This window comes from Pseudomonas sp. R1-18, from assembly GCF_051132095.1.
Lineage (GTDB): Bacteria > Pseudomonadota > Gammaproteobacteria > Pseudomonadales > Pseudomonadaceae > Aquipseudomonas.
Genome location: NZ_CP071658.1, coordinates 1067875 through 1089105, shown reverse-complemented (window position 1 = coordinate 1089105; position 21231 = coordinate 1067875). Strand labels below are relative to the sequence as shown.

Here is a 21231-nt window from a genome sequence, read left to right as displayed (position 1 = left end):
GTGGATACATTCAGCTATCTGGGCCAGGGCTTCGGCGTGGCCCTGACTCCTTACAACCTTGTCACTGCACTGTCCGGCACCCTGATCGGCACGGTCGTCGGGCTGTTGCCGGGGCTCGGGCCGATCAACGGCGTGGCGCTGCTGATCCCGATTGCCTTTGCCCTCGGTCTGCCGCCGGAATCGGCGCTGATCCTGTTGGCGGCGGTGTATCTGGGCTGTGAATACGGCGGCCGTATCAGCTCGATCCTGCTGAACATTCCAGGCGAAGCTTCGACCGTCATGACTACCCTCGACGGTTACCCCATGGCCCGTAAGGGTCTGGCCGGGGTTGCGCTGTCGCTGTCGGCCTGGAGCTCGTTCATCGGCGCGCTGATCGCCACGTGCGGCATGGTGTTGTTCGCGCCCTTGCTTGCCAAGTGGGCAATCGCCTTCGGGCCTGCGGAGTATTTCGTACTCATGGTATTCGCCATCGTCTGTCTGGGTGGCATGGCCGGGGACAAGCCGCTCAAGACGTTCATCGCGGCGCTTATCGGACTGTTTCTGTCGGCGGTCGGTATCGATGCCAACAGCGGGGTGTACCGTTTCACCGGCGACAACATCCACCTGGCCGACGGCATTCAATTCGTGGTGCTGGTACTCGGGCTGTTTTCCATCAGCGAGATCCTGTTGCTGCTGGAAAAAACCCACCACGGCCAGGAAGCGGTCAAGGCTACCGGGCGCATGATGTTCAACGTCAAGGAAGCGGCTTCGGTGTTCCTGGTCAACCTGCGCTGCGGCGTGTTGGGCTTCGTCATGGGCGTGCTTCCCGGCGCCGGGGCGACGCTTGCCAGCGCTGTGGCCTACATGACCGAGAAACGCATCGCAGGAGCGACAGGCCAATTCGGCAAAGGCGACGCCCGTGGTCTGGCCGCGCCGGAAACCGCAATCGGCGCGGCGGCCTGCGGAGCGCTAGTGCCCATGTTGACTCTGGGGGTTCCAGGCTCGGGCACCACGGCGGTGATGATCGGCGCGCTGTCGCTGTACAACATCACGCCCGGCCCGATGCTGTTCCAGCAACAGCCGGACATTGTCTGGGGTCTGATCGCCTCGCTGTTCATCGCCAACATCATGTTGGTGGTCCTGAACATCCCGATGATCCGCGTCTTCACCCGCATCCTTGCCGTGCCTAACTGGGCACTGGTGCCGGTTATCGCAATCATTACCGGGATCGGCGTCTACGCCGTGCATGCCACGACCTTCGACCTGTTCCTGATGGTCGGCATCGGCATCTTCGGTTATATCCTGCGCAAGCTGGACTTCCCGCTGTCGCCGATCCTGCTGGGCTTCATTCTGGGCGGCCTGATGGAACAGAATCTGCGCCGCGCGCTGTCGATCTCCAACGGCGAACTGGGCATTCTCTGGTCCAGCTCTATCACCTCGGGGATCTGGGTGCTGACCATTTTCATGTTGCTGTTCCCGCTGATCCGCATCTGGCGCAAGCGCGCAAGGCAACGTGCCGCACTCGGCGATGTCTGATAGCGGCTGGCGTGGCTGGTGGGGCACGCCGCTGGTCGGTCTGGCTGGCGGGTATCTCGCCAGCCAGGTTGGCTGGCCGTTGCCGTGGATGGTCGGCTCGTTGCTGGCGATCATTCTGGTGCGTTGTCTGACGCGCTGGCAGCTGACGCGGATACCGGGCGGACGCAAAGGTGGCCAGTTGATCATCGGCGTCGGCATCGGGTTGCACTTCAGCCCGGTGGTCATTGAACAGGTGCTGGCGCATTTCGGCCTGATTTTATTTGGTGCGCTGGTAACCAGTCTGTCTTGCATGGTCGGAGTCTGGCTGATGCTGCGCACCGGCGAAGACCGGCCCACTGCGTTCTTCTCCAGCATGCCGGGCGGCTCGGGCGAGATGGTCAACCTGGGGGCCCGCAACGGCGCCACCCTGAGCAGCGTCGCCGCGGCGCAAAGCCTGCGCGTTCTGGCCGTGGTGCTTTGCGTGCCGGCTGTCTTCAAATACCTGTTGGGCGATGGCACACCGGCGGTGCATGCCACGCAGGTGGATTGGATGTGGCTGCTGTTTCTGCTGCCATCCGGCGCTGCCCTCGCCTGGCTCTGGCAACGCCTGAAACAGCCCAATCCATGGTTGTTCGGGCCGTTGTTGCTCAGCGCGGTGGTCAGCGTGATCTGGAATCTGCGAATCGGCCTGCCGTCGGGCGGCAGCGAACTGGGTCAATTATTGATTGGCAGCGGTCTGGGCTGCCATTTCAATCGAGAATTCTTTAGACGCGCGCCGTCATTTCTGGCGCGTACCCTTCTGGGCACGGCGCTCACCATGATGATCGCTGCGCTCGCCGCCTGGGCACTGAGTGCGCTCACGCATCTGGACCTGCGCTCGCTGACACTGGGCATGATGCCCGGTGGCATCGCGGAAATGAGCCTGACCGCCGAGGTGCTGCAATTGTCAGTGCCGCTGGTGACAGCGATGCAGGTCATGCGCCTGCTGTTCGTGCTGTTTCTGGCCGAGCCGCTGTTCCGGCGCTGGAACCGGCCGGTTTCCAGCTGACGGACCCTGCGTTTATCAGATATTCGGCAGGCGCCAGTCGATAGGTGCGATGCCGTTCTGTTCCAGGTACTTGTTGGCACGTCCGAAATGTCCGTTGCCGAGAAAGCCCTTGTAAGCCGACAACGGGGACGGGTGCACGGAAGTCAGCACCAGATGCTTGGTGGCGTCCACCAGCTTCTGTTTGCTTTGCGCGTGGGCGCCCCAGAGCAGAAACACCAGATGTGGCTGATGCTCGCTTACCACTTGAATGATCCGGTCTGTGAAATGCTGCCAGCCCTTGCCTGCGTGCGAGGCGGCGTTGGCGCGTTCGACGGTCAGGGTCGTGTTGAGCAGCAGTACTCCCTGGTCGGCCCAGGACTGCAGGCAGCCATGGTTGGGAATATCGATATTCAGGTCCCGTTTGAGCTCTTTGAAGATATTGACCAGCGACGGCGGCGCCGGGACGCCTGGCTGCACCGAGAAGCACAGGCCATGGGCCTGGCCGGGTCCGTGGTAAGGGTCCTGACCCAGAATCACCACTTTCACGTTGTCCAGCGGCGTCGAGTTAAGCGCATTGAAGATCAGCGGACCTGGGGGATAGATCTCTTTGCCCGCCTCGTGCTCCTGACGCAGAAACTCGCGCAACTGATGCATGTAAGGTTGCTCGAACTCGTCGCGCAACGCGGCCTTCCAGCTCGGTTCCAGCTTGATGCGGTCTTCGCTTGTCATGGTTATACCTGTGAAAACAATGGGCGGACGTTAGGAAAGCCCAAGGGCAATGTCAAATGCCCCGCATAAAACCGGTGATTTCCTACACTCAGGTACAGCTTGCTCTGGCTGAGTCAGTTCTGCCCTGAGCAGACCAACTTTATCTGCCTTTACTCGAAGGGGGTCACGATGAACCTGCATTTCGAAGAGCTGCACGCTCCGGACGGCGCCCGCATTGGCATCGCCAGCCTGGACGCCCAGGCATCTCTCAACGCTCTGTCGCTGCCGATGATTCTGGCGCTGCAAGACCAGCTCGACGCGTGGGCAGGCAATTCCCAGATCGTTTGCGTGCTGTTGCGCGGCAACGGTGCCAAGGCCTTTTGCGCGGGCGGCGACGTTCGCGCACTGGTCGAGGCCTGCCGCACTCAGCCCGGTACCGTGCCTGCGCTGGCGGCGCATTTCTTCGAAGCGGAATACCGCCTGGATTATTGCCTGCACACCTATCCCAAGCCGCTGATCTGCTGGGGCCACGGTCATGTGCTGGGCGGTGGCATGGGGCTGCTGCAAGGCGCGAGCATTCGCATCGTCACGCCGAGCAGCCGACTGGCAATGCCCGAGATCGGTATCGGTCTTTATCCGGATGTTGGCGCCAGCTGGTTCCTGTCTCGCCTGCCAGGCAAGCTGGGACTGTTTCTGGGGCTGACGGGGTCGCCTATCAACGGACGCGATGCGCTTGATCTCAATCTGGCCGACCGTTTTCTGCGCGACGAGCAACAGGACGATCTGATCGAAGGCCTGCTCCAGCTCAACTGGCAGGAACGCGTTCCGGCGCAGCTAAACAGTCTGCTCAAGGCGTTGCAGCAGGAGGCCGTCGAACAACTCCCGGCTGCGCAGTGGTTGCCACGGCGCGTTCAGATCGATCAGTTGCTGGATGTGGGTGACCTGCCCGCCGCGTGGAATGCCATCACGCAATTGCAGCACCATCAGGACACGCTGCTGGCAGCAGCTGCAAAAAACCTCGCCGCTGGCTGCCCGATGACGGCCTGGCTGGTATGGGAACAGATCGCACGGGCCCGGCACATGTCGCTGGCCCAGGTATTTCAACTGGAATATGCGATGAGCCTCAACTGCTGCCGTCATCCGGACCTGAGTGAAGGTGTGCGTGCGCGACTCATCGACAAGGACCACAAACCACGCTGGCACTGGCCGGACGTGGCTTCAATCCCGGCGGCCGTGGTTGAAGCACATTTTGCCAAGGCCTGGGAAGGTCGCCATCCGCTGGCTGACCTGGAACTCACCTCGTGATTGCGATGACCGGCAGGAGCGCCTCATGCGGCGCTCCGCCTGTCCGTCTGATCAGCTAGCGATTCCCACCCCGGCGATAGTCGCCGCCGCCTCGCTGCCAGCCTCCACGATCCCGGCCGCCGCGATCGTGGCGATGGTCACGCCATGAATGCCCGCCACGATAATCGCCACGATAATCGCCGCGGAAATTGGAACGGTGGCGGTAGCCGTCGCTGTTGCGCAATCCGGGCGATCCCCACGCCTGGCCGGGCGGACGGCCCGGTTGGTAATAACGTGGCACAGGCGGCGGTGAGTAATAGCGCGCCGGTGGCGAGTAATAACGCGGCTGACCGTAGTAGCGCGATTGACTGTAATACCGCGGCTGAGGCGCAACGTAGATGCGTTGTTCCTGATAGTAGGGTCCGCGATAGGCGCTCTCATGGACATACCCGCCCCCGACAACAGCCGCTGGCTGCGTATAGACCTCGGATTCGTAGTACCTCGAGCCGCCGTAGCAACCCGAGAGGAAAAGGGCCAGCAAAAGGATAAGCGAAGGTTTTCTATACATGGCGGCCTCCTGGACCGCGATTGGGCGCAACCAGCGACGCTGGTCGGCGTCCGCAAAACGGCTGCGGACGATTGATAAGACAGGAAAACGCCTTTTCAGTGCCAGCTGTCCGTCGCCAGACGCTCCAGCATCCCAACGTGGAAAAGCCTGCGAGACCGCTAGGCCGAGCCTTTGCGGGGCGCGTCGCTCGGCGAACGAAAATGCTACAAAACATTGCATTCGCTGCGGCCATGGGGGCGTCTGGCGGAACCGCCAGACGAGACATACATAGTTATGTCTTTTGCAATGGCGCGTTACGACATAGTGGGCCGACCCTTCATATCGAAAGACCGTCATGAATCAGACCTGGAGCCCGTTCCCTCGGGACAGCGTGCCTGCCCCGTCCTCCGTTTTACTGGAAATGCCTTCTGTCCTGCTTTCGCCAGTGCCTCAGAACGAGAAAACGGACACTTTGAGTCCGCCGGCGCGTTTCTCGCGGTCGCCCTTTGAACACTCAAGCGGCGAAGAACGTCTCCCTCCATTGGCCGACGAACCTTCGCAGCCATTTGAGCCTGACCCTGAGACCGAGCGCAGGCTCAGGTCGCTGCGCAACGGTCCCGGTTTCACGCTGATCGCCGAATCGGTGCTGCTGCTCAAGGCCTGCCAGCTGGATATGGACCTTCCGCCCAGCCGACGGGATTTCATCCGGGAACGCCTTGCGATTCTGCTTCAACAGCGGTCCGGCCGAACGCTGGACCCGGCCAGGCTTGATCCGGACCAGCTGCACCTGACCTTCACTACGCTGGATCACCCGTCGGTGGATGAGGACGGAACCGAGCGTTACGATCTGCGGCTCTCGCTTACCGACGTGGCGCAGCTGTGCTTCGACCCATGGCGCTTGAGCGGGCTGCAGCGCTGCACAATCGTCGATATACCGCTCACAGACGATGCTCCGCTGTCGGGATCCGAGGTATTCACCTGGATCAGCAACGCAGCCTGGCCAGACGATTACCATGCCGCCCTCAAAGGGTTCTGGGCGCGACACCGATCAACCTACCGGAGCCTGTGCAAGCTCGGCTTTCTCGACGGACTGGCGCGGCAGCTGGCACGCAAGCAAATCAGCCACGCCGGGTATCTGCTGACGCTCGATGCGCTGGGTTTGCGCAGGTTTCCTGATTCATTGGCAGCGCTTGAGTACCGGGGGCGCGGCCAGAAGACAGAGGTACGCGGTCTTCTGCTGGACGGTGAGCCGATACCCGGCATTTTTCAGATCAGGTCGGAAAGTACCTCGCACTGTTTTATCCACGTGCTCGGCACGCGAGGCCAGACGATCGAATACATCAGCGACGATCCGAAGGAAATGACCCACCGGCTACTGGGTGCGCTGAACAGCTCCGCCTGGCACCGACGGCTCCTGCACATGGCCGAACAGGTCGACCGTACGAGCGCGGTTGTCGAGTCGTCACTGATTGAAGGCGACGTATTCTCCGCCCTGACACAAGCCCAGGAGCGGGCCGCCATCGAGCTGACCGGTGCCGATAACTACGACCGTTTCAACCTGCTCAAACCCATCGCTCGCTCGCTGACACTGGCCAGCGCCACCGAACTCTGGCAGACGCACTCCTCCGTTCTTGACCTGATACCTGAGCCCTCAAAAGTCGCCGCCGGGCTGATGAGCGATTACCTGCATAGTCATCACGGCCTTTCGCTCAACCCCGACCACGTGTTCATCGCTTATCGACGGGGCCATGCCAACACCCCGCTGGGCGATGCACGCGTGCCGGCGACGTATGTAAACGTGCCCGATGAAACTCCCATCAGCCTGAGTCAGGCGCTGGTGACCAATTACCGCGTTCAGTATCCGGCGGGTTATATCGACCATGGCGGCGGCACCTCGGTCTTTTACGACAACACCGGCAAGGGTGCCTGGGCACCAGAGCAGGTGCTGCCGATCAATCCGCAGAATGTCGAGGACTACATCAAGGACCTGGATTTTCTGGCCACCATGTCGGTACAGATCAATGATTTCTGGACCGTGCGCAAAGTGGTCATCGAGCAGGCGTTCAGTACCGTCTTCATAGCCCAGGCGCTGATCGCCCTCAAACAGGCTCGTCTGGGACGCAGCGGCTTCGATCTGGTGGTCAGAAGCCTGGCGGAACGGGAAACAGTCAGGTGGTCGGCGCTCGGCTTTCATGTGAAGAGTTCGACACTCGAGGCCATGGAAATCCAGTATGCCGGGCTCCTGGTGCTGGAGCAGCCGGGTCCGCTCAAAGTGCTGTATCAGGCCGGCCATGCCCAGGCGTTTCGAGAGTTTCGCAATGACCAGGAGCTCCACCAGTATCTTCGGAGCGCGGCGGCGGATGGACGCTGGCGTGATCTGGTCATGCAATACATTCCTGGCCGACACCGGGAACGCCTCGATTACTTGCTGAAGCTCTGGGGCGGCGTCCTGCCACCGACTCCACCGGCGTCCATGCTGCGTCCATGGACCGACGGGCTTTATAACCCCGACACGCGCAAGGCGCTTGAGCATTCGCTGATCGAGCGCAGACTGGACGGCCAGCCGTTCGGGTTCATGCGCGAAGCGCTAAGACAAAATGCGTTGGAAGACGCACAGGATCGGATCGTTACCGGCACCGAGGTCTCGCTCAGGTACTGGATGTCGCTGCTCAATCGACTGCAACTGCTGCTGGTGCCAATGTCGGTGCTGCTCACGCCTGCGCTCGTCGCCTCGCTGGCGATGGAAATCGGCGTCGCCTCGCTCAACCTGGCCGCTGCGCAACTGCCTGGCAGCCGAAGGGCGGAAAAGATTCAGTCGCTACTGACCGCGCTGTCTCTGGGACTGCTGCGCATCGGGCCACAGACTCCGACGCTGCTGCGTTCGCTGATCCGGATCATCAAACCGACGGGCACTACGTTGCGCGCCGGCGCAGGACATGGCATCAGCAGCGGACTCGGGTCGCTGTTTCGCCGCTCGATGCATCCGCGAAAGACCCGCCTGGAAAAGTTTTTCCACACCGAGGCCATGCTCAAACGATGGACCATTCCCGGCCACCCGCGATTCGGCGCAGTACCGGTGCATGCCTGGAAAATGGGTCGCCGGTTCCTGCTGTGGACGTCGGACAAGGGCCAGGCCCGGACTCTGGTGGTAAGCACTCACGGACATTATCTGCCGTGGAGCTCGAGCGTCAGAATCCCGCTTGGCACCGAGATACAGACCTACGCTCCCCACGGCTTCATCCTCGTGGACCCAATGCTGCACCGCATCGTCAGCAAGACAGTCCAGCCTTTCGCAATCTCGAATGCCGCTGGCAACACGCTGGTGCAGACGCGATCTGCCCTGCCTTCGCTGGTTCGCACCGACAAGATGATGGCGGGCACTTCGCTTCCGGGCAGGTTGAAAAATTACACCCTGTCCAAGTATCAGAGCGTCCGTCATGAAAGCTACGAGGACATCAGCCATATCGTGCGCAATTCCAATGCTTCACCGTTGCGAGGTCAGCTCCCTGCCACGCCGATGGACGTCCTTACCGTCCGCAACCGTTTCGGCGTACCTTCGCCCACGCTGGCGGACCTGTTCGACACGCTTTATGCTCAGGGGATCCACTACGACAAAATATTGCTGGTGCATTGCCGCTGCGCCGCTATCGCTGCCCGGTTGGGACGAGCTCCCATCTATCAGGCTCCGACCTTGAAGCCTCCAATCAGACATGATCAATCCGAGCCGTAATGACTTCAACCTCTGCACCTGACGCCGTTCAGTTATGCCCGCTATGCGGCCTGAGCAACCAGTGTGCCTTGGCCGACCCACGCACGGTCGGCCACGCCTGCTGGTGTTTTTCCGAAATCATAGACCCCGCGAGGCTCGAAGCCCTGCCCTCCGAGCTGCGCAACCGCGCCTGTCTATGCCCACGATGTGCGGGCGTCGTAGAGGCGAACGCGCATCAGACTGACCGCCAGATGCCGTAACATGCGCGTCCGCTTTTCTCTGGACCGTCCGCGCCATGCGTCTTGACCGTTTTCTAAGCAACCTGCCTCGCTTCAATCGCCAGCAAGTCCGCGTAGCGTTGGCCAGTGGTCGGATCAGAGTCGATGGCCAGATCACGAGCAATCCGCATCACGTAGTCCGCGAATTCAGTCGGGTGGAGTTTGACGAACTGCAGCTACAGGCCGGCAAGCCTGCGCGGTATTACATGCTGCACAAGCCCAAAGGCTGCGTCAGTGCGACGTCCGATCCGAAGCACCCCACTGTTCTGGACCTTCTGGACGAACCGGACAAGCAGGACCTGCATATCGCTGGCCGGCTGGACTTCAACACCACTGGTCTGATGCTGATCACCAATGACGGCCAGTGGTCGAGGCGCCTTACTCAACCGCAGACCCGTCTGCCGAAGACCTACTACGTCGAAACCGAGCAGCCGATCGACGAACGGTATGTGCTGCGTTTTTCACAGGGTTTCTACTTCGCGTTCGAGAACGTCACCACTCAACCCGCCGAACTGATGCTGTTGGGCCCGCGTAGCGCGCGGCTGACAATCTTCGAAGGTCGCTACCACCAAGTGAAGCGGATGTTCGGCCATTTCGACAACAAAGTGCTGGAATTGCACCGCGAAAGCATGGGTCCGCTGACCCTCGCCCCCGGACTAGAGCCCGGCAGCTACCGCGCGTTGACGACGGCTCAAATCCTCTCCATCTGAAAAAGTCACAACCGTTCGGCGGAACCTGGCGCTGCTCTACGAACGGTTCTTGCGGCATTACGGATCGCCTGCTTGAATCCAACCGTCGGTCCACATGTGACCGGCTAGTCATTCATGCATTCCAAGAAACCTTTTGCCGTACCGAGCCCCAGGGGCTCACGACAAAATGCCCGCCAATAACAATACCTGTCGGACAGATCGTTCGGATCGACATGGGCCTATTACCGGCTAATGCCTGCCTGTTACGAAACTCGCTTGACGTCGCTCATGCGTACATCTGTTATGCCAGGAGAAACATCTATGACGCCAGATATCGCCGTGCTTGATATACAGGGACTTTTTCGGGTTTACACGGAGTTCTATCGTGCAGAGGCCGCAGAGAAGACCATCGTTCTGGTCAACGGCTCACTGGCCACTACTGCGTCATTTGCACAGACCGTTCGCAACCTTTACCCGCACTTCAACGTGGTGCTTTATGACCAGCCCTACGCGGGCAAATCCAAGCCCCACAACCTGCACGAAAAACCGCTGACACGGGAAATGGAAGGTCAGATCCTGCTTGAGCTAATCGAGCACTTTGAAGCCGACCACGTCATGTCCTTTTCGTGGGGCGGGGCCGCGGCGCTGGTTGCGTTGTCGCACAGGCCGAAGCGAATCGAGAAAGCGGTCATCAGTTCGTTCTCGCCGGTCATCAACGAGCACATGCGCGATTACCTGCACAGAGGGCTGATTCACTTGAGCGCTCATGATCGCTACGGGATGGGAAACCTGATCAATGCGACCATCGGCAAGCACCTGCCGTCACTGTTCAAACGCTTCAACTTTCGTCACGTCAGCAGCCTCGCCCTGCATGAATATGACCAGTTGCACTACCATATCAGCCAGGTTCTCGAACTGGACCCGGACAACTATCTGGCAGCGGCGAAGCGCATCGATGTTCCAGTTCTGTTCATGAATGGTGTCTGGGACGAGTACACCGCGGCGAACGACGCCGTGCTTTTCGACGAATATGTGCAGCACAGCCAATTCAGCGCCATCGAAGCGGCCGGTCACTTTCTGGACATGGAGCACAAAGCCGCCTCACGCGACACCCGACAAGCACTGCTGGGTTTTCTGCAGCAGGAAAAACCGGCACTCGAAACACCGCGCTACGCCTTCAACCTGCCTCAAAGCAACCATGCCTATGCTTTCTGAGCCTGGTGCATGACAGGAACCGGCCGCTGTTCGCCAGTGCTTCGCAATACGCACTCGGCGAATGGCCCGCGCTCCCCTGAGCCGGTCAGGCTCGGTGCACGGGATCAATTAGCGCTTCAAATCCCGACCTGCTTCTGGTACAAAGTCAGCCGCTTTGAACGGGTGCGTACAACAGCCGCCTTTTCGAGCAAAGACGTACATTAAAAGCGGGTATAGTTTAGTGGCAAAACGAAAGCTTCCCAAGCTTTAGTTGAGGGTTCGATTCCCTCTACCCGCTCCATTTCCCCTAGTGTTTTCAGGCGTTTCCGCCGACTCCTCCCCTGCTTTCACTCTCACGAACCCGGCTCCCCGGACTCATGTCCGTCGCCAGTTCGAAGCACACCGACGCACTGAAAAGCTGGCCTTTTTTCCAAGGAATTTTCCAGCGCCTGTCGGTTCTCACAGCATGTCCCTCATTGCTATCGCGAGCTGAGCCCATGTATCCGACAACCCCAGATGGCCGCTACTTCGTGGTCAAGGGTCAACTATGGCGCTGCAGCAATCCGGCCCTGCCTCAAGAGGAGCGTCAGCGTCTGGTCAATGACCTGATGACTGCCCGACGCGAGGTCAAGACTGCGAAGGCGGCGCAGGACGCTGCGCTGCTCAAAACCGCTCGTGCCCACGTTCAGACCGCCAAGGTGGCGCTGGGCGAACGCGGGCCGGTCTGGTGGACTGACGGCAGCCCGGATTTCAACAGACACAAGGCGAGCAACAGCCCTTACGCGGACTGGTACGCATCGCTCGAACTCGATACCTGAGCGCTGAAACTCCCCTGAACCATGCGGGCACCCGTTGTTCCTAACTCACTGGAACATCGGCATTCACCCATTGAGGCTCGCATGATCGCTATCAACAGTTACACCACGGTAAAACGTCGCGAAAGAGTGCCTCACGAGATATTCGCCCACTATTGGCGTGATGTTCACGGCCCTTTGTGTTCACGTCTCCCGGGACTCGGCCTTTATATTCAGCACCACTTCAGCCGCAATCAGGATGCCCATCTCTGGCCGCTCGCCGACGGGATTTCAGAGATCCCCGACTATGAACTCGACGGCGGCGTGGAAATCGGATTTGCCTCGGCTCAGGATCAACAGCGCTTTCAGCAAGCAAGTTCGATACTGTTCAGCGACGAGCAGAACATGTTCGAGGAAACATTGGCCTACGACTTGCCGCAAGGTTCGAACACCCTGCTCAACCGCTTTAACGATGACCGGCATAACGGCCCGGATTTATTTGATCGGATTCACTTGCACTTCAGCCCGCGCAACAGGCTTGAGGACCTCCATCGCTATCTCGCCACTGACTTTCAGAATCTGCTTGCCAACGCACAAGGAATTCTGAAGGTGCGCCTGCATCTGTGCTCCCCTTTTATCAACGATGGCGGGCACCCGCCTGCGCCCAATGTCTTGCACAAAGCAACCGCTGCGCGACAGGAATTAGCCATGGTTGAAGTGGCGTTCGAGAGTCCGGTCGCCAGACGACGCTTCTTCAATTCCGAACAATTTGTTAACTCGTTGCCTGGACAGTCCGCGCATATCGCGCAACTGAAAGCCTTTGCCGTATCAGGCGTTTATACCTACGTATCGGACGGGCTGCTCACCACTGCAGGCCTGCGTGGCAGCCGCGCCGCCGAGCTCATCGAGTATCTGGGTGCCATCAACCAGCTGAGTCCGGATGTCGAGCAGTTGTTATTGAAAGGCACTGTAAGGCTGGGTAATTCGGCTGCCTGAATGGTGCAACTAGTGCTCGATTAGTGCTCGATGGACCGGGCACCGACTCGCTGAATGCAAAGTCTCGGTGTGACCTGGATAACGTCCTCGGATATTAAGTTGAATCACTGCGATGGCCGATGGTCATCTATTGGGAGAGCTCGAAGAAGACAACGCAATGGAGGTATTCATGAGCCTTGCAATGACCATCTTCAGCATGATCGCCGCCTGGTTGGCGATAGCCTGCGCCATGCTGTGGGGCGTGCTGCGAATCAGCCGCCGCCATGTACCGGTTAAAAACCGCGCCTGGCAGGCGACGTATCGCCCACTGCCTTGCAGAGTTGGCGCTTATCCAGGTCGGCAACCAGGTTAGTCGATCCGCGGGCAGCCAGAGCTTACAGGCAGCGCCGTCAGAGAGCCGCCGACAGCCACTTGGCCCTTACGCAGAATCGCATCATTCCCAATGACTGAACACATCGATTAGACCGGAGCAGACCAACATGTCCAAACTCGCAGAATACCGTCAACTTGAACGCCACCTTGCCGAACAGCTGGAAGCGCTGGAAGCCATGAAAGGCGACAAGGACCTCGAAAAAGAAATCGAGTTTGAAAGCAAACTTCGTGAGCTGCTGGGCGAGTACAACAAGAGCCTCAAGGACATCGTTTCCATCATCGGTCCTGATTCGGGCGCCAGAACGTCATCGACGCGCCAGGGTAAGGCAGGCACCGCGGGGACTACGAAAGCTACCCGCAAGGCCCGGAGCGTAAAGCGCTACAAAAACCCCAATAATGGCGAGGTCGTCGAAACCAAAGGCGGCAACCACAAGACACTCAAGCAGTGGAAAAGCGAATATGGCGCGGCCGAGGTCGAGAGCTGGGTGGAGTAATCGCGCCTGCCCTGCCTGGCAGGTTGCCGCCAGCGAAACGGCTGTTTCGATAGATCACCCAGGCAATTAACACAACGCTACCGAGCCCTGACCGATGTTCATTGTCGGACGGGGCGAAGTTGACATGTAACCTGATACTACCTTTCAATCCATCGAGTATTCATTTGGATGGCGCAAATGACTCTACACTTACCCTTCGGCAGATCTACACATCCTTTTGACTACTAACGACCAAAAGTCACTGGATATTTATGGAGGCTGGCCTGTGAGCACGGTAGGCGCGCGGTTAAGAGAAGAACGTAAAAGGCTCGGGCTCACGCAGCAGGAATTTGCCGCGCTCGGTGGCATCGCCAGCAACGCCCAGGCGCACTATGAGGCGGGTGAAAGGCAGCCGAAATCCGGTTACCTTATCGGCGTGGCGGCAGCCGGCGTGGACATTCTTTATGTGCTGCTGGGCCAGCGCACTCCGACCGTGGAAGCCAGTCTCACGCCCGAGGAAGCAAGGGTCATCGCACAGTTCCGCGCGCTGCCCAAGGAAGACCGGAAAGCGCTCGACCACCTTTCTTCTTCCCTTTCAGACTGCGATTAATCAGACAGTTAGAACTCGCTCGAAACATGCTGCCCCTCTCCTCGCACAGCGTGCTCACGCTTGTCCCCGCACAGGCCGCCAACTACCGCGTAGGCAAATAACAATCAAATCCGGAAATCGTATTGCCGACAATTAGTGGTTAACTTCGCCATTTGCTTGCAATTCAGCACGAAACGTAGAAACTCCCCGCATTGCTGGCACGGCGATATCGATCCCTGGATTGTTATCCCCACAATCGGCCGATCTCATCGAAATACTCAGGAGTTATGAAATATGCCAAGCCTGTCGCAGCGTAGCGTCGAGGCCATGAAGGCCTCCCAGTCCGCACTGACTTCAAGCTGGTTGTCCAGCCTGGAAGCCAGCGGCGCGACTCGTAATCTGAAAGATGAAGACGTGAAGCTCCAAACCCGGGACTTCCTGAACCTGGTCATCTCGACTGCAGAACGCGGCAGCTCCCAGTCCCTGGCGGGCAGTGACTGGGATGAAATTCGTCAGTTTCTCGAAAAACTCTCTCACACCCGTGCGCTGGCCGGCCATGACTCGCATCAGACCGCGGCATTCGTTTTCACTCTGAAAGGCCCGTTGTTCGCCCTGCTCCAGACCGAATACAGCGACAGCCCGGCAGTGCTTTCCGAACAACTGCTGCAAACGTCCGAACTGCTGGACATGCTTGCCATGCACACCATCCGCACCTTCCAGAAATCTCGCGAAGCCGTCATCAAGCGTCAGCAGGAAGAGCTGCTGGAACTGTCGACACCGGTCGTCAAACTCTGGGATGGTGTTCTTGCGCTGCCAATGATCGGCACGCTCGACTCGCAGCGTACGCAGGTGGTCATGGAATCCCTGCTGCAGCGCATCGTCGACACCGGGTCCGAGATCGCCATCATCGACATCACCGGTGTGCCGACGGTCGATACTCTGGTGGCTCAGCACTTGCTCAAGACAGTCACGGCCATTCGCCTGATGGGTGCCGACTGCATCATCAGCGGCGTGCGTCCACAGATTGCGCAGACCATCGTTCACCTTGGCCTGGATCTGCAGGGCGTCGTCACCAAGGCCAACCTCGCCGACGCACTGGCGCTGGCGCTGCGTCGCCTGGGTGTGACCGTTACCAAGGCGGTATAAGCACATGGAACGAATCCCCATATTGCGGATGGGTGCTTTTCTGCTCGTCACCATTCAGGTCGACATGCATGATCAGTTGGCCCTGACTCTGCAAGACGATCTTTCCGAACGCATCAGCGCAACGTCCGCCAAGGGCGTGCTGATCGATATTTCGGCGCTGGACATCGTCGACTCGTTCGTCGGCCGCATGATCGGCACTATCTCTGGCCTGTCGCGCATCATGGATGCGCAGACCGTGCTGGTGGGCATGCAGCCTGCGGTGGCGATTACCCTGGTCGAGCTGGGTATGACCCTGCCCGGCGTCAGCACGGCGCTGAACGTGGAGCGCGGCATGAAACTTCTGCAAGAGCGGGCAGGTACGCAATGACCGTCCAGAGCAGCGGTTCGCAACCCATCCTGATCGAACAGGACGTCGTACTGGCACGTCAGACCGCGCGCAAGCTTGCACAAGAGTGCGGCATGCGCCTGGTCGACCTGACCAAAATGGTCACTGCCGTGAGCGAACTGGCTCGCAACACCATGGTCTATGGCGGCGGCGGTGACATGGATTGGCAGATCATCGACGAGGGCGTGCGGACCGGCCTGCGGATCACCTTCCGTGACGAAGGACCTGGCATCGCCGACCTGAAACTGGCAATGACCGACGGCTGGACTTCCGGCAGCGGCATGGGCCTGGGCCTGACCGGCGCCAAGCGTCTGGTCGACGAATTCGAACTCGACACCGCGCCCGGCGCAGGTACACGTATCACGATCACCCGATGGACATGAACCTCAGCGGTACCCTGACCCAAGTCCTGCCGATCGAAGACAGCAGTCAGGTAGGTCATGCCCGGCGCACCGCTCAACAACTGGCGGAGTCGCAGGGTTTCGACCCGGCGGACGCTGGCCGGGTCGCGCTGGCAGTGACCGAACTGGCCACCAACCAGCTCAAACATGCCGGCAGTGGCGAGCTGCACTTGCGCGTCGTACCCAGCGGATCAACCCAGGGTATCGAGGCGATCGCAGTGGACCGAGGTCCGGGCTTCGATGTGCAGCGCTGTATGCAGGATGGTTTTTCCACGGGCGGAACCCAGGGCATCGGCCTGGGCTCCGTATCGCGTCAGGCCGACGTATTCGACATGTATGCCGACGCGCGTGGCGCTGTGATCCTGACGCGCTTTTATCCGCGCGGCTCCAAGGCACGAGACCTGAAATTCGGCGTCAGTCAGCACTCGCTGATGAACGATCCCGCATGCGGCGATGTCTGGTCATTAGCGATGCATGACACTCAGTTGAGCGCTCTGGTGATCGATGGTCTGGGTCACGGAGCCGAAGCCGAGCACGCTGCCCGCGCCGGAGAATACGCATTTGCGCAGGCGCCGTTCAGCAATGGCACTGCGATCCTCGACGACATGCATCACGCCATGAAAGGTACGCGAGGTGGCGCTATCGCCATCGCGCAGTTCGACGGCGGTCGGGACGTACTCAGATTTCTGGGCATAGGCAATATTGGCGCGACGGTGATCGGCAGCGAGCGAAGCCACGGTCTGGCTTCGCACCCCGGCATCGTCGGCCTGCAATTTCGCAAAGCGCAAGCTTTCGAACATGTGAACGCAAGTGGCAGCCTGCTGGTGATGTACAGCGATGGCCTTCAATCGCGCTGGAACCTGCGCGATTACCCGGGCCTGGCGTACCGTCATCCCGCGGTCATCGCTGCCCTGCTGCATCGCGACTACTGTCGCGGTCGAGATGATGTAACTGTTCTGGTCGTTGCCCTGGAGGCTTTCAATGCTTGATTCGTCTGCCCACTGTCATGAAGGCTCGTCAGCTGAACTGGCGCGCCTGCGGCAGGAGAATGAAGCGTTGCGGGCCGAGCTTGATGAAACCAATCAGGGCGTGCTGGCGCTGTATTCGGAACTGGACAATCAGGCCAGCGAGCTTCGCCAGGCTTCGGACCTGAAAAGCCGGTTTCTTTCTTATATGAGCCATGAGTTCAGGACGCCGCTGGGTTCGATCCTGAGCATCGCCAGCCTGTTGAAAGATGAAGTCGACGGCCCGTTGAGCCCGGAGCAGCACAAGCAGGTTGCGTTTGTCAGCGGCGCGGCGCGCGAGCTTTCCGACATGGTCGACGACTTGCTGGACCTGGCCAAGATCGAGGCCGGACGGATATCCATTTCGCCGGCGTGGTTCGACATGTTCGATCTGTTCGCCGCCCTGCGCGGGATGTTCAGGCCCATCGTCAACATGTCCTCGGTCGACCTGATTTTCGAAGCGCCCGCCGGCCTGCCTCGTCTGTTTACCGATGACAAGAAGCTGGCGCAGATCCTTCGCAACTTTGTTTCCAACTCGCTCAAGTTCACTTTGCGTGGCGAAGTTCGGGTATCAGCGACCCTGGAGAATTCCGAAGAGGTGCGCTTTGCGGTTAGCGACACCGGCGTCGGTATTCCCGAAGCCCTGCACGGCGAGCTGTTCGAAGACTTTTCCCAGATCGACTCGCCCTTGCAGAAGCGCTTGCGTGGCACCGGCCTCGGGCTATCGCTGTGTAAGCGATTTGCCGAATTGCTCGGCGGCCGGGTCGGTGTGGAAAGCAAGCCCGGAGTCGGTTCGACCTTCTATGTGATCATTCCACTGGCCATCGCCGGGGAGCCGCGCGATGAATCGTGAAACACGCTTGTTGATCGTCGATGACAACAACGCCACGCGTTACGCGCTGAGACGGCGCATGGAGCGCCACGGCTTCATTGTCACCGAAGCCGGCAACGGCACCGACGGCCTGGAAATGATTGCCGCGCAGGTGCCCGACGCATTGATTCTGGATGTCAACCTGCCGGACATGAGCGGCTTCGACATCGTCCGGCTACTGCGCTCCGAATCCCGGACCGCTCTGCTTCCCGTGGTCCACGTGTCGGCAGCCTCCATGCAGAGCGCCGACATCGTGACCGGCCTGGAGGCCGGCGCGGACGCCTATCTGGTGCATCCGGTCGATGCCGATGTGCTGCTCGCGACGATCAAGACCTTGCTGCGGGTGCGCGACACCGAGTTCGCACTGCGCGAAAGCGAGGCCCGGTTCGGGGAGATTTTCGCCAATATTTCCGCACCGATTGCCGTGCTCGACGAGCACTTCAACGTCCACGAGTGCAACCACGCTTTCACGCAGCTGATTGACCACAATGCATCGCAGCGCAGCCTGATCGGCGCGTTGGCCAGCGATCAGCAGGACATCATCGAAGAACTGGCGGCTGCCCTGCGCGCCGGTGAGCGCTGGAAAGGCAGCGTCAGCATGTCGATACGCGGCCAGCTCCGCGATACCGAGTGGCAGATCTCGCCGTATCGGACGCCGTTGATGAGCCTGGTATTCGTCGAAGACGTCACCGAGCACCGACAACGCGAGCAATCGCACATCCACCAGCTGAACAACGTCAGTACCAAGCTGGCGTTCGAGGTGGCCGAGCGGGCCAAGACTGAAGAACGGCTGTTGCAGGCGCAGAAAATGGACGCCATCGGCAAGCTTACCGGCGGCATTGCTCACGACTTCAACAACCTGCTCACCGGGATCATTACCGGCCTTGAGTTGATCAAGAAACGTACAGCCGATAATAACCCCGACAAGGTGCTGCGCTACGCGGAGGGCGCGCTGGCGTCGGCCATGAGTGCCGCGGCGCTGACCCAACGTTTGCTGGCGTTCGCTCGTCAGCAGCCGCTGGACGCCAGGCCTATCGATATCAATCGGCACATCGCCTCGCTGGACGATCTGTTGCGCCGGACCATTGGCAAGCGCATCGCACTGGAGATGGATCTGACCTCAACGGCCTCGGTCGCCATGATCGACGCCAGCCAGCTGGAAAGCGCGGTGCTCAATCTGGTGATCAACGCCCGCGACGCTTTGCCGGACGGCGGAACCATTCGCGTCGCCACCTTCCCTGCGCACTTCAAGGGTGACCCCAAACTGGCCGACGGCCCGTATGTGGTGATCTCGGTGAAGGACGATGGCGTCGGCATCGAACACAGCGTCATCGACAAAGTGTTCGATCCGTTTTTTACCACCAAGCCTCTGGGCGAAGGCACGGGCCTGGGCTTGTCATCGATTTATGGCTTCGCTCGCCAGTCCGGCGGTGATATCCAGATTCGCAGCCTCGTGGGCCATGGCACCGAGGTGACGCTGATGATTCCGGCGCGCGTCGATATGCTGCCAGAGGTCATCGAGCCTCCGCAGGCGCTGATGCCCGGTGCAGGCGAGCATATTCTGATTGTCGAGGACACAGCTTCGGTCAGGATGTTCGTCAACGAACTTCTGGTCGAGAATGGCTACCGCTGCAGCTTGGCTGCCGATGTGATCACGGCGCTCGGCATCCTGGAAAACGACCCATCAGTGGACCTGCTGCTCTCCGACGTCGGCCTGCCGCAGATGAACGGTCGGGAGCTGGCGGATCGGGCCCGCAACTGGCGACCCGACCTGCCGGTGATTTTCATGACCGGTTACACCGAGAATGCCGTCAACCGCCGCAGCTTCCTGGGCGAGCGTATGGACATGATCATCAAGCCGTTCAATCTGGCCGAGTTGCTGGAAAAAGCTCGCAGGATGCTCGACCCGCACCTCCCCGCGAACTGAGCGCTGCGAGGCTTCAGCCGAGCAGGCCATCGCTCAGCAGCAGGCTTTCCAGACATTGCTCGGTAATGCCGTAGAACGCCTTGAGTTCCTGGATGCGCGCCAGCCGCTGTGCGGGATCGGCGGGACCGGCACGTTTGACGGCCAGAATCATCTTGTTCTTGTTGGTGTGCTCCAGCGAGATGAACTCGAACACCTTGGTCTCGTAACCGCAGGCTTCCAGCAACAACGCGCGCAGACTGTCGGTGACCATTTCGGCCTGCTGGCCCATGTGCAGACCGTACTGCAGCATTGGCCGCAGCAGACCCGGGCTCTGGATCTGCAAACGAATCTGTTTGTGGCAGCACGGCGAGCACATGATGATGGCGGCACCGGAGCGTATCCCCATGTGAATCGCGTAGTCGGTAGCGATGTCGCAGGCGTGCAGCGCAATCATCACGTCCAGTTCGCTGGGGGCTACCGTGCGCACATCACCGTGCTGGAAGCTCAAGCCTGGATGCTCAAGACGCCCCGCAGCGTTGTTGCACAGCGTCACCATGTCCTCGCGCAGCTCCACACCCGTCACCACACCTTCAGCCTGCAACGTGTTGCGCAGGTAATCGTGGATGGCGAAGGTCAGATAGCCTTTCCCCGAGCCGAAATCCGCGACCCGGATTGGCTGGTCCAGCTTGAGCGGCGAGGACGTCAGGGCGTGGGAAAACACCTCGATGAATTTGTTGATCTGCTTCCATTTGCGCGACATGGCCGGGATCAGCTCATGCTGCTTGTTGGTCACGCCCAGATCAGTGAGAAACGGCCGATTCAGTTCCAGATAGCGCTTTTTCTCACGGTCATGGCTCGCGGCCGGAACCTCGCGCTCGCGCTGCGCCTTGTTCCTGAACAGCGTGGTCTTGTTCTTCTTGCTGAATTCCAGCTGCACCTCATCGGTGAGCGTCAGCAGATGCGCATTCTTGAACGATCCGGGTATCAGCTCCGCAATTCGCTCCTGCGCCTCGCTCAGTGGCAGGTTCTTGGTGATGTCGCGGGTTTTGTAACGGTAAACGAACGACAGGCTCGGCTGTGCCTTGACCGATAGAGGCTTGATGATGACCCGCTGCAGCTCCGCTTCGCTGCCTACGTGTTTGGCAAGTACCAGCTTCACGAGAGAATTCTGGGTAAGGCTGGTGTCCAGTAGCCTCAGAAATTCGGCGCGGTGATCCGCAGCTGCAGGAGAAAGGGAATCGGTTGTCTCGGACATCAGTATCGCCTCGGGCACCCCGGCAAGGGTGGGGAAAAATCAGGGCCGCATTTTACGCCTGTGATGCGCTCGGCAGACATAACAATTTTCGATGCATAAGCCCGCGGCG

The 21231-nt window shown here is 59.9% G+C and carries 21 protein-coding genes and 1 tRNA gene; 19 read left to right on the top strand and 3 right to left on the bottom strand.

What is annotated here, in order from left to right; translation table 11 throughout:
• Together J3P77_RS04985 and J3P77_RS04980 are read left to right on the top strand one after the other, a co-directional pair.
• Entirely contained in the window at positions 1 to 1515 is a 1515-nt protein-coding gene (locus J3P77_RS04985; protein WP_434680019.1) for a tripartite tricarboxylate transporter permease, read from the top strand.
• Positions 1508 to 2542: an AbrB family transcriptional regulator gene (locus J3P77_RS04980; RefSeq protein WP_434680018.1), complete on the top strand. Its 1035-nt coding sequence runs from the start codon at positions 1508 to 1510 to the stop codon at positions 2540 to 2542. The genes J3P77_RS04985 and J3P77_RS04980 overlap by 8 nt, the downstream gene beginning before the upstream one ends.
• A gap of 15 nt (positions 2543 to 2557) precedes the next feature.
• Here J3P77_RS04980 and ung read toward each other — a convergent pair whose 3' ends face one another.
• Positions 2558 to 3250 carry a uracil-DNA glycosylase gene (gene ung / locus J3P77_RS04975; RefSeq protein WP_434680017.1) on the bottom strand — a complete coding sequence of 231 codons (693 nt, stop codon included), beginning with the start codon at positions 3248 to 3250 and terminating at the stop codon, positions 2558 to 2560.
• 168 nt (positions 3251 to 3418) lie between these two features.
• On the opposite strand from ung, the gene J3P77_RS04970 reads away from it, so the two are divergent.
• Entirely contained in the window at positions 3419 to 4534 is a 1116-nt protein-coding gene (locus J3P77_RS04970) for an enoyl-CoA hydratase/isomerase family protein (protein ID WP_434680016.1), read from the top strand.
• 55 nt (positions 4535 to 4589) lie between these two features.
• On the opposite strand, the gene J3P77_RS04965 is transcribed toward J3P77_RS04970, so the two are convergent.
• Positions 4590 to 5081, bottom strand: coding sequence for a hypothetical protein (locus tag J3P77_RS04965; protein WP_434680014.1), 492 nt, complete (start codon positions 5079 to 5081; stop codon positions 4590 to 4592).
• 334 nt (positions 5082 to 5415) lie between these two features.
• Between J3P77_RS04965 and J3P77_RS04960 the strand changes: the two genes are divergently transcribed.
• The 16 genes from J3P77_RS04960 to J3P77_RS04885 all read left to right on the top strand — a co-directional run bounded on the left by J3P77_RS04960 (position 5416) and on the right by J3P77_RS04885 (position 19888).
• The gene (locus tag J3P77_RS04960) at positions 5416 to 8790 is read left to right on the top strand and encodes a dermonecrotic toxin domain-containing protein (RefSeq protein ID WP_434680012.1); all 3375 of its coding nucleotides are present in this window, start codon (positions 5416 to 5418) and stop codon (positions 8788 to 8790) included.
• Positions 8790 to 9029, top strand: coding sequence for a cysteine-rich CWC family protein (locus J3P77_RS04955; RefSeq protein WP_434680011.1), 240 nt, complete (start codon positions 8790 to 8792; stop codon positions 9027 to 9029). The genes J3P77_RS04960 and J3P77_RS04955 overlap by 1 nt, the downstream gene beginning before the upstream one ends.
• 35 nt (positions 9030 to 9064) lie before the next feature.
• Entirely contained in the window at positions 9065 to 9757 is a 693-nt protein-coding gene (locus J3P77_RS04950) for a pseudouridine synthase (protein ID WP_434680010.1), read from the top strand.
• Positions 9758 to 10057: 300 nt separating this feature from the next.
• Positions 10058 to 10951 carry an alpha/beta fold hydrolase gene (locus J3P77_RS04945; protein ID WP_434680009.1) on the top strand — a complete coding sequence of 298 codons (894 nt, stop codon included), beginning with the start codon at positions 10058 to 10060 and terminating at the stop codon, positions 10949 to 10951.
• Between the two features lie 206 nt (positions 10952 to 11157).
• Positions 11158 to 11231 (top strand) — tRNA-Gly (locus J3P77_RS04940).
• Between the two features lie 196 nt (positions 11232 to 11427).
• The gene (locus J3P77_RS04935; RefSeq protein ID WP_434680008.1) at positions 11428 to 11748 is read left to right on the top strand and encodes a hypothetical protein; all 321 of its coding nucleotides are present in this window, start codon (positions 11428 to 11430) and stop codon (positions 11746 to 11748) included.
• An 81-nt stretch (positions 11749 to 11829) separates the two neighbouring features.
• The gene (locus J3P77_RS04930) at positions 11830 to 12720 is read left to right on the top strand and encodes an EthD domain-containing protein (protein ID WP_434680006.1); all 891 of its coding nucleotides are present in this window, start codon (positions 11830 to 11832) and stop codon (positions 12718 to 12720) included.
• Between the two features lie 169 nt (positions 12721 to 12889).
• Entirely contained in the window at positions 12890 to 13072 is a 183-nt protein-coding gene (locus J3P77_RS04925) for a hypothetical protein (protein ID WP_434680005.1), read from the top strand.
• 127 nt (positions 13073 to 13199) lie between these two features.
• A complete protein-coding gene (locus J3P77_RS04920) occupies positions 13200 to 13586 on the top strand; it encodes a histone-like nucleoid-structuring protein, MvaT/MvaU family (RefSeq protein ID WP_434680003.1) in 387 nt (128 codons plus the stop codon).
• 265 nt (positions 13587 to 13851) lie between these two features.
• The gene (locus J3P77_RS04915; RefSeq protein WP_434680002.1) at positions 13852 to 14175 is read left to right on the top strand and encodes a helix-turn-helix domain-containing protein; all 324 of its coding nucleotides are present in this window, start codon (positions 13852 to 13854) and stop codon (positions 14173 to 14175) included.
• Positions 14176 to 14448: 273 nt separating this feature from the next.
• Positions 14449 to 15300, top strand: coding sequence for an STAS domain-containing protein (locus J3P77_RS04910; protein ID WP_434680000.1), 852 nt, complete (start codon positions 14449 to 14451; stop codon positions 15298 to 15300).
• Between the two features lie 4 nt (positions 15301 to 15304).
• Entirely contained in the window at positions 15305 to 15667 is a 363-nt protein-coding gene (locus J3P77_RS04905) for an STAS domain-containing protein (protein WP_434679999.1), read from the top strand.
• Positions 15664 to 16068 (top strand): anti-sigma regulatory factor, encoded by a 405-nt coding sequence (locus J3P77_RS04900; protein WP_434679998.1) that lies wholly within the window; start codon positions 15664 to 15666, stop codon positions 16066 to 16068. The genes J3P77_RS04905 and J3P77_RS04900 overlap by 4 nt, the downstream gene beginning before the upstream one ends.
• A complete protein-coding gene (locus tag J3P77_RS04895; protein WP_434681890.1) occupies positions 16065 to 17075 on the top strand; it encodes an anti-sigma regulatory factor in 1011 nt (336 codons plus the stop codon). Before J3P77_RS04900 ends, J3P77_RS04895 begins: the two co-directional genes overlap by 4 nt.
• Positions 17068 to 17943, top strand: coding sequence for a sensor histidine kinase (locus tag J3P77_RS04890; protein ID WP_434679997.1), 876 nt, complete (start codon positions 17068 to 17070; stop codon positions 17941 to 17943). Before J3P77_RS04895 ends, J3P77_RS04890 begins: the two co-directional genes overlap by 8 nt.
• Positions 17933 to 19888 (top strand): response regulator, encoded by a 1956-nt coding sequence (locus J3P77_RS04885; protein WP_434679996.1) that lies wholly within the window; start codon positions 17933 to 17935, stop codon positions 19886 to 19888. Before J3P77_RS04890 ends, J3P77_RS04885 begins: the two co-directional genes overlap by 11 nt.
• Before the next feature lie 13 nt (positions 19889 to 19901).
• On the opposite strand, the gene J3P77_RS04880 is transcribed toward J3P77_RS04885, so the two are convergent.
• The gene (locus J3P77_RS04880) at positions 19902 to 21122 is read right to left on the bottom strand and encodes a class I SAM-dependent methyltransferase (protein ID WP_434679994.1); all 1221 of its coding nucleotides are present in this window, start codon (positions 21120 to 21122) and stop codon (positions 19902 to 19904) included.
• Positions 21123 to 21231: the final 109 nt, after the last annotated feature.

What these genes read in the sequence shown, in the direction of transcription:
- J3P77_RS04980 (WP_434680018.1), top strand. Translation starts at nt 1,508, where the DNA reads ATGTCTGATAGCGGCTGGCGTGGCTGGTGGGGCACGCCGCTGGTCGGT.
- ung (WP_434680017.1), bottom strand. Translation starts at nt 3,250, where the DNA reads ATGACAAGCGAAGACCGCATCAAGCTGGAACCGAGCTGGAAGGCCGCG.
- J3P77_RS04970 (WP_434680016.1), top strand. Translation starts at nt 3,419, where the DNA reads ATGAACCTGCATTTCGAAGAGCTGCACGCTCCGGACGGCGCCCGCATT.
- J3P77_RS04965 (WP_434680014.1), bottom strand. Translation starts at nt 5,081, where the DNA reads ATGTATAGAAAACCTTCGCTTATCCTTTTGCTGGCCCTTTTCCTCTCG.
- J3P77_RS04960 (WP_434680012.1), top strand. Translation starts at nt 5,416, where the DNA reads ATGAATCAGACCTGGAGCCCGTTCCCTCGGGACAGCGTGCCTGCCCCG.
- J3P77_RS04955 (WP_434680011.1), top strand. Translation starts at nt 8,790, where the DNA reads ATGACTTCAACCTCTGCACCTGACGCCGTTCAGTTATGCCCGCTATGC.
- J3P77_RS04950 (WP_434680010.1), top strand. Translation starts at nt 9,065, where the DNA reads ATGCGTCTTGACCGTTTTCTAAGCAACCTGCCTCGCTTCAATCGCCAG.
- J3P77_RS04945 (WP_434680009.1), top strand. Translation starts at nt 10,058, where the DNA reads ATGACGCCAGATATCGCCGTGCTTGATATACAGGGACTTTTTCGGGTT.
- J3P77_RS04935 (WP_434680008.1), top strand. Translation starts at nt 11,428, where the DNA reads ATGTATCCGACAACCCCAGATGGCCGCTACTTCGTGGTCAAGGGTCAA.
- J3P77_RS04930 (WP_434680006.1), top strand. Translation starts at nt 11,830, where the DNA reads ATGATCGCTATCAACAGTTACACCACGGTAAAACGTCGCGAAAGAGTG.
- J3P77_RS04925 (WP_434680005.1), top strand. Translation starts at nt 12,890, where the DNA reads ATGAGCCTTGCAATGACCATCTTCAGCATGATCGCCGCCTGGTTGGCG.
- J3P77_RS04920 (WP_434680003.1), top strand. Translation starts at nt 13,200, where the DNA reads ATGTCCAAACTCGCAGAATACCGTCAACTTGAACGCCACCTTGCCGAA.
- J3P77_RS04910 (WP_434680000.1), top strand. Translation starts at nt 14,449, where the DNA reads ATGCCAAGCCTGTCGCAGCGTAGCGTCGAGGCCATGAAGGCCTCCCAG.
- J3P77_RS04905 (WP_434679999.1), top strand. Translation starts at nt 15,305, where the DNA reads ATGGAACGAATCCCCATATTGCGGATGGGTGCTTTTCTGCTCGTCACC.
- J3P77_RS04900 (WP_434679998.1), top strand. Translation starts at nt 15,664, where the DNA reads ATGACCGTCCAGAGCAGCGGTTCGCAACCCATCCTGATCGAACAGGAC.
- J3P77_RS04895 (WP_434681890.1), top strand. Translation starts at nt 16,065, where the DNA reads ATGAACCTCAGCGGTACCCTGACCCAAGTCCTGCCGATCGAAGACAGC.
- J3P77_RS04890 (WP_434679997.1), top strand. Translation starts at nt 17,068, where the DNA reads ATGCTTGATTCGTCTGCCCACTGTCATGAAGGCTCGTCAGCTGAACTG.
- J3P77_RS04885 (WP_434679996.1), top strand. Translation starts at nt 17,933, where the DNA reads ATGAATCGTGAAACACGCTTGTTGATCGTCGATGACAACAACGCCACG.
- J3P77_RS04880 (WP_434679994.1), bottom strand. Translation starts at nt 21,122, where the DNA reads ATGTCCGAGACAACCGATTCCCTTTCTCCTGCAGCTGCGGATCACCGC.